At 74.5% G+C, this 11,579-nt stretch carries 10 protein-coding genes; 4 read left to right on the forward strand and 6 right to left on the reverse strand.

Annotated features, from left to right (window positions below):
• Window positions 1-84: 84 nt before the first annotated feature.
• Genes ABD385_RS25265 through ABD385_RS25275 form a run of 3 tightly spaced genes read right to left on the reverse strand, consistent with a single transcriptional unit; the run spans window position 85 to window position 3,826 of the window.
• On the reverse strand, window positions 85-2,244 hold the full coding sequence (locus tag ABD385_RS25265) for a xanthine dehydrogenase family protein molybdopterin-binding subunit (protein ID WP_344580099.1): 2,160 nt from the start codon (window positions 2,242-2,244) through the stop codon (window positions 85-87).
• Entirely contained in the window at window positions 2,241-3,251 is a 1,011-nt protein-coding gene (locus ABD385_RS25270) for an FAD binding domain-containing protein (protein ID WP_344580101.1), read from the reverse strand. Before ABD385_RS25270 ends, ABD385_RS25265 begins: the two co-directional genes overlap by 4 nt.
• On the reverse strand, window positions 3,248-3,826 hold the full coding sequence (locus ABD385_RS25275; protein WP_344580103.1) for a (2Fe-2S)-binding protein: 579 nt from the start codon (window positions 3,824-3,826) through the stop codon (window positions 3,248-3,250). The genes ABD385_RS25270 and ABD385_RS25275 overlap by 4 nt, the downstream gene beginning before the upstream one ends.
• A 368-nt stretch (window positions 3,827-4,194) precedes the next feature.
• Here ABD385_RS25275 and ABD385_RS25280 point away from each other — a divergent pair, with 368 nt between their 5' ends.
• From ABD385_RS25280 to ABD385_RS25290, 3 genes are all read left to right on the forward strand, one after another.
• The gene (locus tag ABD385_RS25280; protein WP_344580105.1) at window positions 4,195-4,770 is read left to right on the forward strand and encodes a TetR/AcrR family transcriptional regulator; all 576 of its coding nucleotides are present in this window, start codon (window positions 4,195-4,197) and stop codon (window positions 4,768-4,770) included.
• A gap of 164 nt (window positions 4,771-4,934) precedes the next feature.
• Entirely contained in the window at window positions 4,935-5,408 is a 474-nt protein-coding gene (locus ABD385_RS25285; RefSeq protein WP_344580108.1) for a carboxymuconolactone decarboxylase family protein, read from the forward strand.
• A gap of 105 nt (window positions 5,409-5,513) precedes the next feature.
• Window positions 5,514-6,437, forward strand: coding sequence for an RNA polymerase sigma-70 factor (locus ABD385_RS25290; protein ID WP_344580111.1), 924 nt, complete (start codon window positions 5,514-5,516; stop codon window positions 6,435-6,437).
• 12 nt (window positions 6,438-6,449) lie between these two features.
• Here ABD385_RS25290 and ABD385_RS25295 read toward each other — a convergent pair whose 3' ends face one another.
• Window positions 6,450-6,932, reverse strand: coding sequence for a pyridoxamine 5'-phosphate oxidase family protein (locus ABD385_RS25295; protein WP_425585468.1), 483 nt, complete (start codon window positions 6,930-6,932; stop codon window positions 6,450-6,452).
• Between the two features lie 131 nt (window positions 6,933-7,063).
• Window positions 7,064-8,461 carry a globin domain-containing protein gene (locus ABD385_RS25300; RefSeq protein ID WP_425585469.1) on the reverse strand — a complete coding sequence of 466 codons (1,398 nt, stop codon included), beginning with the start codon at window positions 8,459-8,461 and terminating at the stop codon, window positions 7,064-7,066.
• A 212-nt stretch (window positions 8,462-8,673) separates the two neighbouring features.
• On the opposite strand from ABD385_RS25300, the gene ABD385_RS25305 reads away from it, so the two are divergent.
• Window positions 8,674-9,402 carry a response regulator transcription factor gene (locus ABD385_RS25305; protein WP_344580113.1) on the forward strand — a complete coding sequence of 243 codons (729 nt, stop codon included), beginning with the start codon at window positions 8,674-8,676 and terminating at the stop codon, window positions 9,400-9,402.
• A gap of 123 nt (window positions 9,403-9,525) precedes the next feature.
• On the opposite strand, the gene ABD385_RS25310 is transcribed toward ABD385_RS25305, so the two are convergent.
• A complete protein-coding gene (locus ABD385_RS25310; RefSeq protein WP_425585470.1) occupies window positions 9,526-11,277 on the reverse strand; it encodes a sensor histidine kinase in 1,752 nt (583 codons plus the stop codon).
• Window positions 11,278-11,579 lie beyond the last annotated feature (302 nt).

The following is an 11,579-nucleotide window of genomic DNA, read 5'->3' on the forward strand; positions in this document are numbered from 1 at the left end:
CCGCCTGCTGCCGGGGGCCCTGAGCGCGACCTTCGTGCGGCTGCTCGGCGTGGCAGACCCCACCGCCCGGCGCCTCGGGCCCGCCTAGCCGCGGCCCTCGAACGGCCGTGGCAGGGCGTCGTCCCAGGGCACGAGCACCCGGTCCGGGCGGATCGGCAGGTGCCGATGGCGGACGCCGGTGGCGTGCCAGACCGCGTTGGCGATCGCCGCCGCGGCGCCCACGATGCCGACCTCGCCGATGCCCTTGATGCCCACCGGGTCCTCGTCGTCCGGATCGTCCACCCAGTCGGCTTCGACGAGCGGCACGTCGGCGTTGGCGGCGACGTGGTAGCCGGCGAGATCGGGGGCGACGTGGGTGCCGGTGGCCCCGTCCCGGACCGCCTCCTCATGCAGGGCCATCGACAGGCCCCAGATCATGCCGCCGACGAACTGGTTGCGCGCGGTGAGCGGGTTGACGATCCGGCCGGCGGCGAAGATGCCGAGCATCCGCCGGACCCTGACCTCACCGGTGGAGACGTCCACCGCGACCTCGGCGAACTGCGCGCCGTACGCGTGTCGTTCACGGGGCGGCAGGGCGCCGATGGCCGCCGTGGTGTCCGAGCGGGCGGTGATCCCCTCCGGCGGGACGTGGCCGCCCAGCGCCAGCTGTTCGCGCAGGTCCCGGGCCGCCAGGGTGACCGCCCACGACCACGAACGGGTGCCCGCCGAGCCGCCGGCGAGCATCGCCGGGCCGAAGTCGCTGTCGCCGATCCGCACCGTCACCCGGTCCGGCGACACCTCCAGGGCGTCCGCGGCGACCAGGGTCAGCGCGGTCCGCGCCCCGGTACCGATGTCCGCGGCGGTGATCCGCACCGTGAAGGTGCCGTCCGCCTCGGCCGTGACCGCCGCTGTGGACGGCCCGGCCAGGGTGGGGAACGAGGCGGCCGCGGTGCCGGTCCCGAGCAGCCAACGGCCGTCGCGGCGCAGCCCGGGGCGCGGATCGCGCTCGGCCCAGCCGAACCTGTCGGCGCCCACCTCGAAGCAGTCGAGCAGCTTGCGGCTGCTGTAGGGCAGACCGGAGACCGGGCCCACCGCAGGTTCGTTGCGGGCGCGCAGCACGATCGGGTCGACGCCGCACCGCTCGGCGAGTTCGTCGAGCGCGCACTCCAGCGCGAACGAGCCCGGCGCCTCGCCCGGTGCGCGCATGTAGGTGGGCGACGGCACGTCGAGCCGGACCACGCGGTTGACGGTGTGGTGGGCTTCGGCGTCGTACATCGCCCGGGCCACGTCGGCGCTCCGCTCGACGAACTCGTGCACCGTGGAGGTCTGGTTGAGCCCCTGGTGGTGCAGGGCCCGCAGCCGCCCGTCGGCATCGGCGCCGAGCCGCACCCGCTGCGCGGTGGGGCTGCGGTAGCCGATCAGCGAGAACATCTGACGTCGCGTCAGGACGACCCGGACGGGGCGGTGCAGCACCGTCGCCGCCATGGTCGCCGCGACCTGGTGCGGGCGGGTGCCCTTGGCGCCGAAGCCGCCGCCGACGTGCTCGGAGCGCACCCGCACCGCGGACGCGTCCAGCGAGAACAGCTGCGCGAGTTCCTGGGCGACGTAGATGCTGCCCTGGTTGGAGTCGACGACTTCGAGCCGACCGCTGTCCCAGTAGGCGGTCGCCGCGTGCGGCTCCATGGGGTGGTGGTGCTCTTCCGGAGTGGTGTACTCCGCGTCCACCACGACGGCGGACGCGTCGAGTTCGGCCGCCAGGTCGCCCTTCACCTTCTCCGCCGCGGCCCGCGGCGTGCTCTCCGGGACGTAGGTCCCCGGGTGCCCGTCGGCGAACGCCACGTCGTGCGGTGCGAGGTCGTACTCGACCACCAGCGACTCGGCGGCCTCCCTGGCCTGTTCGGAGGTCTCGGCGACCACCAGCGCCACCGGCCATCCGGCGTGCGGCACCCGGTCGTGCTGGAAGATCTGCAGCGTCGGGTCGGGGGTGCCCATCGGGCCGACGTACTGCGATTCCAGCGGCTGGGCGTTGCCGTGGTGCAGGACGCTCAGCACACCGGGCATGGCCAGGACGGGCGCGGCGTCGATCGAGCGGATCCGGCCGCGGGCGATCGTGGACACCACCAGCCAGCCGTGGGCGAGTTCGGCGAAGGGGATCTCGGCGGCGTAGCGGGCCGCGCCGGTGACCTTGTCGCGGCCCTCCACGCGGGTGTGCGCGGTGCCGACGGCCCCGATGACCGGGGCGGTGCGGGTCGTGGCAGTGGTCATCGGGTGGCCTCCTCGGTCCGCCGGCACTCCGCGGCCAGCTCGGTCAGCACGGCGACGACGAGATTGCGGATCAGCGTCACCTTGTAGGAGTTGCCGGGCAGCGGCTCGGCGGCGGCGAGTTCGGCGTCCGCGGCGGCGGCGAACGCCTCGGCGGTCGCCGGCCCGTCGATCAGCGCCCGCTCGGCCGCGTGCGCCCGCCAGGGCCGGGACGCGACCGCCCCGAACGCCAGCCGCGCGGCGCGGACCGTGCCGCCGCGGACGTCGAGGGCGGCGGCCACCGACCCGATGGCGAAGGCGTACGACGCCCGCTCGCGCACCTTGCGGTAGCAGGACGCGGCGGCGACCGGCGCGGGCGGCAGGGTGACGCCGGTGATCAGCGCGCCGGCCGGCAGGGCGGTCTCGCGGTGCGGGGTGGTGCCGACCGGGAGGTAGAACTCCGCGAGCGGCACCTCGTGCGGCCCGTCCGCCGTGACGTAGTGCACCACGGCGTCCAAGGCGGTCAGTGCGACCCCCATGTCCGAGGGGTGGACGGCCACGCAGTGCGGGGAGGCGCCCAGGATCGCGTGGTTGTGGTGCTCGCCGGCGACGGCCGGGCAACCGCTGCCGGGCAGACGCTTGTTGCAGGGCTTGCTGACGTCGGTGAAGTAGGCGCAGCGCGTCCGCTGGAGGAGGTTGCCGCCCACGGTGGCCATGTTGCGCAGCTGTCCCGAGGCGCCGGCCAGTACCGCCTGGGTCAACGCCGGGTAGCGTCGGCGGACTTCGGGGTGGGCGGCCAGGTCGCTGTTGGTGACCGTCGCCCCGATGTGCAGTCCGCCGTCGTCGGTGACCTCGATCCGGTCGAGCGGCAACTCCCGCACGTCGACGAGGAGCGCGGGCCGCTCCACCCCGCTCTTCATCAGGTCGACGAGGTTGGTGCCGCCGCCGAGGTAGCGCGCCCCGGGGTCGGCGCCGAGCAGTGCCACCGCGCCCGGCACGTCGGACGCCCGTCGGTAGTCGAATTCCCTCATGCCGCACCCGCCACGTTCATCTCGTCCGCCCCGTCGTTTTCCTGCGCGGTTTCCGCCGCCGCGCGGGCGACCGCCTGCACGATCGACACGTAGGCACCGCAGCGGCAGAGGTTGCCGCTCATCCGCTCCCGGATCTCCTCCGCGGTCAGCGGCGGCACGCCGGCTTCCGGCCGGACGTCCGTGGTGACCGCGCTGGGCCAGCCGGCGGCGTGCTCCTCGATCGCCGCGATGGCCGAACATATCTGCCCGGGCGTGCAGTAACCGCACTGGTAGCCGTCGAGGTCCAGGAACGCCTGCTGCACCGGGTGCAGCCGGTCGCCGTCCGCGACGCCCTCGATGGTGGTGACCTCCCGGCCCTCGGCGGCCACCGCCAGTTGCAGGCAGGACACCACCCGGCGCCCCTCCAGCAGCACCGTGCAGGCACCGCACTGCCCCTGGTCGCAGCCCTTCTTGGTGCCCGTCAGGCCGATTCGCTCGCGCAGCGCGTCGAGCAGGGTGGTGCGGTTGTCGACGGGCAGCGTGTGCTTCTCGCCGTTGATGGTCAAGGTGATGGCGCCGGCCGTCGATGGGGCCATGGGCTCAGCCTTCTTTCAGGTCTCACACGTCGAGGGGCTCGGTGGTCCCGGTCGGGCCCGCCGGCCGGCAACGGCCGGGTGGGGTCGGGAGGTCCGGGTGGTGGGTGGGGCGGTCCGTCGCGGCGTCGGAAGAGGTGGTCGAAGCAGTGCGGGAGGTCCGGGTGCGGTGGGGTCCGGTCGCGGTGGCCGTCGGACTCTCCGTGCCGGTCCCGTCCCCCGCTCGTCAGCCGCTATGGTGGCCTCAAACGGACAGTTGTCCGCTACCGTCGAAACCTAATGGACAGCTGTCCGCTTAGCAAGGCCGTTTGTTCGCCACGCGACATCCGTCGACGGGCCCAACTCGGCGGCGCAGTGCGGGAGGAGGACGCGTGCCACAGCCCGAGGACGCGCCCCTGCGCTCGGACGCCCGACGCAACCGCGACCGCATCCTGGAAGTGGCCCTGATCGAGCTGACGCGCGCCGCCGACGTCCCGCTGAGCGCGATCGCCAAGAAGGCCGGCGTCGGCCAGGGCACCTTCTACCGCAACTTCCCCAACCGCGAAGCCCTCGTCCTGGAGGTCTACCGCCACGAGGTCCAACAGGTCTGCGACGCCGCGGCCCACCTCCTGGCCGTCCACCCGCCCGACCGGGCGCTGCGCGGCTGGATGGACCGCCTCGCCCGGTACGCCATGACCAAGGCCGGACTGGCCGCGGCGCTGTGCAAGGCCACCACCGGCGGCACCCTCGTCGGCGTGGCCCGCGCCCCCCTCACCGCCGCCGTCACCCTCCTGCTGACGGCGAACGTCGAGGCCGGCACCATCCGCCCCGACGTCTGCGCCGAGGACTTCCTCCTCGCCATCGCCGGCCTCTGGCAGCTCGACCCGCACGCCGACGGGCCCGCCCGCGCCGGACGCCTCCTCGACCTCGTGATGGACGGACTGCGCGCGGGTGCCACAAGACGGTGACCGCCGCTCCCGCGCCGCGGACGGTACCCCCGGTCGCCGCGCACGACCTCACCCGGTGCGTACCGGCGACGACCGGGAGACGCAGGTCACACGCTGCCATGTCACGGGGACCGGGCTGCCTCGTCTCGGGAGCGCAAGCACGGGACACCACGAAGGAGCACACCATGGACGCGCGACTGGACTACTCCGCCGGCCCGACCGCCGGCAAGGCCCGCAAGCACTTCATGGCGGTCGGCCGGGCGCTCAAGGAATCGGCGCTGCCGGCCGCGACGCAGGAACTGGTGGCGCTGCGCGTGAGCCAGATCAACGGCTGCGCCGTCTGCATCGACATGCACACCAAGGAGGCCGCAGCGGCCGGCGAGACCCCGGTGCGGCTGAACCTCGTGGTGGCCTGGCGCGAGGCCACGGTCTTCACCGAGCCCGAGCGTGCCGCACTGGCCCTGGCGGAGGAGGCGACCCGAATCGCCGACGCCGGCCGCGGGGTCAGCGACGCGGTGTGGGCGCACGCCGCCGCGCACTACGACGAGGACCAGCTCACCGCCCTGGTGGTCCTCATCTCCTTCATGAACGCAGTGAATCGGATGAACGCCGTCACCCGGCAGCCGGCCGGCGGCTACGAGGTCGGACAGGCCCACTGACGGACGGCGCCGCGAACGCGCCGGACGAGAAGGTGACTTCATGAACCGCGCACCGCGGATCGCCGACGGACCGCCGTGCCGACGTCACGGGGAAGGGAGCCCGGCATGAGCAAGGTCGAGGAGTTCGAGGAGCTGCGGCCGCTGCTGTTCTCGATCGCCTACCGGATCCTGGGCAGCGTGGGGGAGGCCGAGGACGCCGTGCAGGAGACGTGGCTGCGCTTCGACGGCTCCTCGACCCGGCCCGCGTCGACCAAGTCCTACCTGTCCGCCACGGTGACCCGGATCGCGATCGACGTGCTGCGCTCCGCGCGAGTGCGCCGGGAGGCGTACGTGGGCCCGTGGTTCCCGGAGCCGCTGCTGAGCGATCCGTACCAGGACCCGGCCCGGGCCGCGGAGTTGGCCGATTCGGTGTCGATGGCGGCCCTGCTGCTGCTGGAGCGGCTCACACCGCTGGAGCGGGCGGTGTTCGTGCTGCGGGAGGTGTTCGGCTTCGGGTTCGACGAGGTCGCCGCCGCGGTGGGGCGCTCGGAGGACGCGTGCCGGCAACTGCTGGTGCGGGCCCGCCGGCACGTGCGGGCCGACCGCCCGCGGTTCGCCGCGGACCGGCAGGAACGGCAGGAACTGGCGACGCGGTTCTTCGACGCGCTGAGCGGCGGCGACGTCGACGGGCTGCGGAAGCTGCTGGCCGCCGACGTGCAACTGCTCGGCGACGGCGGCGGCAAGGCCCCGCAACTGGCGAACGCCGTCGCGGGCGCCCAGAACGTGGCCCGCGTACTGGGCACGGTCTTCCCCCTGATGCTCCGGATCGCGATCACCTTCGAGCCGCACGAGGTCAACGGCCAACCCGGCGCGATCTTCCGCGACCGGGACGGCAAGGTGCTGCACACCCTGGCCCTGGACGTGCTCGACGGGCAGGTCCGGACGGTCCGGGCGGTGATCAACCCCGACAAGCTCGACCACCTCGGCCCGGTCGCGGACGCCTGGGCGGTCAACCGCGAGGTGAAGCGGGCCCGCCGCCGGGCGGAATGACCGCCCGCGCAGCTAGTGCGACAGCCGCAGCCCGGTGACCAGGTCCGGGCGGATCCGCAGGGCGTGGGCCATCCGGTGATCGGTCCAAGGGTGCAGCAACGATTGGTAGTGCGCCACATCGTCGGGGTCGGTGACCAGGTGGCAGTAGCCGGTCACCACCACGCTCCAGCCGCAGTGCGTGGCAGGGTCGATGGCGTCGGCCTCGTAGGCGACGACCACCCCCTGGTCCTCCGCGTGTTCGGTGAGGGTGGTCAGCGCCGCGCCCTGGTGGGTGCGGATGATCACCTCGCCGCGGTGCAGCAGGTGGTTCACCGGGCGGATGGCCGGCAGCGCGTCCTGGGTGAAGACGATCCGGCCCAACGACACGCTGCCCAGCAGCCGGAGGGCCTCGGTGCGGTCCAGTTCGCTGCTGCGGCGGGACGCCTCGCGGTCGGCCCACTCCACCAGCGGATCGGTGGCGGTGCCGGCGGCGTGCCGGGCCGGGATGTCGTTCACGGCGTGCTCCCTGTCCTGTTGAGGCTGCTGACGCACTGCGCTGCCGGCCAGTAGACGGGCCCTGGGGGCGGCCCGCCAGGGCCGTTCGGCCCGCCGTAAGGGGGACGCCCCCCCCGCACGGCCGGACCGGGTCAGCGGACCGCCCCGGTCACCGGCCCGTCCGCCGGGCACCCCGCCGTGGCGAGCGGGTCCGGGACCGGATCGTGGCGGATGTGGTCGGCCGGCATCCCGGCCGCAGTCAGCCGGGCGACCGTGGCACCGACCATGGCCGGCGGCCCGCTGACGAAGGCCAGGTGGTCGGACCACGGCCCGGCCCCGGCCACCGCCTCGGCCAGCGGCCCGTACTCGGTGCGCCGCCCGTCGTCCGCCGCGGCGGAGTCGTCGTCCAGCACCCGCACGACCCGCAGCCGGTCGTGGCGCGCCGCCAACTGGGCCAGCGCCCGCGCGTCGTACAGCTCGGCCCGGTTGCGGGCGCCGATGAAGAGGTGCACCCGGCCGGTGCGGCGCAGCGGCATGCCGCCGGAACCGAGGCGTCGGGCCGTCCAGTCCTCCAGCAGCGCCCTGACGGGTGCCCAGCCCGTGCCGCCCGCCACCATCAGCAGGTCGCGGGACGGGTCCTCGTCCGGGAGCGTCATCGTGCCGTGCGCGGGGCCCAGCCGCAGGGTGTCGCCGACGCCCGTGCCACGGACCAGCGCCTCGCTGACGCCACGGGGCCCGGTCTGCCGGACGTGGAAGGTCACCTCGCCGTCGGGCCGCGGCGCGGACGCCAGGGAGTAGTGCCGCCACGCCTGGGGCATCAGCGGCGACTCGACCGCCGCGTACTGGCCGGCCCGGTACGGGTACGGCTCGTGCACCCGGACCCGCAGCACCGCGAGGTCGGGGCGGCGGCGGTCGTGGGCGGTCACCGTGCCCTGCCAGCACGGCGGTTCGGCGAGCGCGGCGTCGGCGCCCTCGACCATCGACGCCACCGCGAACCGCAGCATCCGCACCCACGCCTGCTCCACCGCCTCGGCCCAGCGGGGCCCGGCGGTGCGCCGCAGCGCCGCGCGCAGGGCGGCCTCGAACGCCTCGTAGTGCGCCGGTCGCACCCCGAGCTTGCGGTGGTCGTGGCCCAGCTGCCGGAAGTAGGCGGCCACCTCGGCGGGGCGGTGCAGGTTCTCGATCAGGTACCAGAAGGCGCGGGCGAGGTGCGCGCGCTGGAAGTCCATGGACGCGGGGAACAGCGCCCGCAGGTAGGGCCAACGGGCGAACATCTCGTCGTAGAGGTGGGCGATCAGGTCGCCGAACGGCGTGACCAGGTCCAGGTACTGGGTGATCAGGCGCTGGTCGGCGGCGCCGTCGTAGGAGTCGGGCGTTAAGTCGGGCGCCGGCGCCCGGCCCTGGCCCAGGATGCGCCGACGCAGCCGCATGGCGTCGTGCCGGGCGAGCAGCGCGTGGTACTCGCCGCCGACGGTCCCCGCGGCGGACCCTCCGGACGGCAGGGACTGCTCGGACGACGTGGCGCGCGCGAACGGGCGGGGCTGGTACATGGGGATCGACCTCCTGACGGGGGCGCCAGTATCGCAACGCGGCCCCGTGCCCGAAGGGCCCCGATCCCCCAGGGTCGTTCGGCCCTTGCGCAGGGCGTTCGGGCCGGCGAACCTCGTGGGCGGGCCCCTAGGGCGCGTCTGACGGATCTCCGTGGAGGAAGGAGCGCCCTGGTGCCCCGGCCGATCCGCGCAGAACCACAGAGCGAGAGTGCATGAACCAGCAGTCCGTCCCCCCTGCCGCCGTCCCGCCCGCCGCCGCCCCGGACAGGCCGTTGCGCGTCTTCATCCTCGACGACCACGAGGTGGTCCGCCGCGGTGTGCACGACCTCCTGGAGGCGGAGGAGGACATCGAGGTCGTGGGGGAGGCGGGAGACGCCCGGCAGGCCCTCGCCCGGGTGCCGGCGGTCCGGCCCGACGTGGCGATCCTCGACGTCCGGCTGGGCGGCGCCGACGACGACCACGAAGGCATCGAGGTCTGCCGGGAGTTGCGGGCCCGCGTGCCGGAGCTCGGCTGCCTGATGCTGACGTCCTTCGACGACGACGAGGCGCTGTTCGACGCCATCATGGCCGGGGCGGCCGGTTACGTGCTCAAGCAGATCGACGGGACGGCGCTGGTGCACGCGGTGCGCACCGTCGCGGCGGGGCAGTCGACGCTGGACCCGCGCACCGCGACGCGGGTGATGGAGCGGCTGCGCGGCCCCGGCCGGGACCAGGCGGCGGCGGCCGAACCGTCCGAACTCGACCGGCTCTCGCCGCGCGAACGCGAGGTGTTGGACCTGATCGGCGAGGGTCTGACGAATCGTCAGATCGCGGACCGGCTGTTCCTCGCCGAGAAGACGGTCAAGAACCGGGTGTCCGCGATCCTGGCGAAGTTGGGGGTCGGGCGCCGGGTCCAGGCGGCGATGGTCGTCGAACGCCTCAAGGGGCAGCCGCGGCCGTGAGCGGGACGCCGGGCGCGCGGCGGGCCTGGTCCGCCGCGCCCGGCCCGGTCAGCCGGCGAACGGCACCCCGCGGCCCCGAGGCCCCCGTTGCCACGCCGGCCCACCACGCCGGGGTGAGCCGGCTCATGCGGGCAGCGGCACGCACCAGACGATGCGGGTGCCGCCGCCCTCCGGCGCGCCGACGCTCAGCCGGCCGCCGAGCATCTCCGCCCGGGCCCGCATGTTGGCCAGGCCCCCGGTGTGCGGCGCGGTCCCGACCCCCACCCCGTCGTCCGCCACCGTCAGCGTCACCGCGTCCGCGGTCACCGACAGCGCCACGTCCAGACGGCGGGCGTCGGCGTGGCGGGCGGCATTGCTGAGGGCCTCGGCGGTCACCGCCACGAGGTGTTGGGCCACCTCGTCGGGGACCGCGGCGTCCACCGGGCCGTCGATCTGGAGCGCCGGGGCGAAGCCGAGCGAACCGGACGCCCGCTGCACCGCCTCGGTGAGGTCCCGGCGCAGCCCCCGCCCGTCCTTGCCGTCGCCGGTGGTGCGCAGGCCGAAGATGGTGGACCGGATGATCTTGATGGTGGTGTCCAGGTCGTTGACCGCGCGGCCGACCCGCTCGGCGGCCTCCGGGCGCTCGATCAACCGGGTCGCGCTCTGCAACGTGATGCCGGTGGCGAACAGTCGCTGGATGGCGAGGTCGTGCAGGTCCCGGGCGATCCGGTCGCGGTCGTGCAGGACCGTCAGCTCCTCCGACTCGGCCCGCCGACGGGCCAGTTCCAGAGCGATCACCGCCTGATCGGCGAAGCCCGATATGAGCCGGACCTCGGCGTCGTCGAACGCCGGCCGCCCGGCCAGGCGGATCAACCGCAGCGCACCGCAACCGGTGTCCACCTGGAGCGGCACGGCCACCGCCGGCCCGTACACCTCCCCGGCCGCCCCGCCCGGCCCGGCACCGTCCACCGGCTCCCCGTCCGCCGCCTCCCCGGGCACCGCGTCCCCGGCCGCCCCGTCCGGCCCGAGCGGGTACGCCCGCGGATCGGCCCGCAGATCGGTGCTCACCACCGGCCGGCCGCTGCGGACGGCCATGCCGGGCAGCGAAGCGTCCGCCGGCACGCGCAACCCGGTGATCCGGCTCGCGCCCGTCCCGCACGCCACCGTCACCGTCAACTGGTCCGGGGACGAGGCCGCCGGCAGCAGCACCGCCGCACAGTCCGCGCCGGCCACCTCCCGCGCCCGGTCCGCGATCAGCCGCAGCACCTCCTGCGCGTCCGTCCCCGACAGCAGGCTGCGGGTGATCTCGCCGAGCGCCTCCAACCAGCGTTCCCGGCGGCGACTCTCGTGGTACATGCGGGCGTTGTCGATCGCCACGCCCGCCGCGGTGGACAACGTGGTCAGCACCGCCTCGTCGTCCGCGTCGAACGAGCCGCCGCCCCGCTTCTCGGTGAGGTAGAGGTTGCCGAACACCTCGTCACGGACCCGGACCGGCACCCCCAGGAAGGTCCGCATCGGCGGATGGTTGGCCGGAAAGCCGTAGCTGTGCGGATGCCGGGTCAGGTCGGTCAGCCGCAGCGGCGCGGGGTTGCGGATCAGCTCCCCGAGGATGCCGTGGCCGCACGGCGTCCGGCCGATCAGCCCGATCAGCTCGTCGGACATGCCGACGGGCAGGAACTGCGACAACTGCCCGTCGCCGACGACGCCGAGCGCGCCGTACTCCGCGTCGGTGAGGGTGACCGCCGCCTCCACGATGCCCCGCAACACCTGCGGGAGTTCGAGGTCCCGCCCCAGGCCCATCACCGCGTCGAGCAGGCCGCGCACCCGGTCCGGCTCGTGGAGCTGCGGCCCGTGGGCACCGTTCGCGGTCGGTGCGTACTGCTGCGATTCGGACATGACCGTGCTGCTCCCAAAGATCCCGTACGTCTGCTCGGCAGCGTACGTGATCACTGCCCGGACGCCGGCGGGCACCGGCGCCGTCCGGCCATCCGGAACGGGCCGCGCCGGGCCGGCCGTCCCTCGCGCGAAGGGGCCGGTCGCGGTCCGGGGAAGGGCTGTTCGGCCCTGCGGTCCGCACGTCCCGCCGGCCGACGATGGGTGTGCCGGGAAGGGCCGGTCTCCCCCGTGTCGACGGCTCTTCCCGGTCCTGGCCGCTTCCCGGCGCAGTTCAGGTTTTCGAGGTGGAGGACACAGCACCG

The sequence above is a fragment of the Streptomyces lunalinharesii genome, assembly GCF_039532155.1.
Classification (GTDB): Bacteria; Actinomycetota; Actinomycetes; order Streptomycetales; family Streptomycetaceae; genus Streptomyces; species Streptomyces lunalinharesii.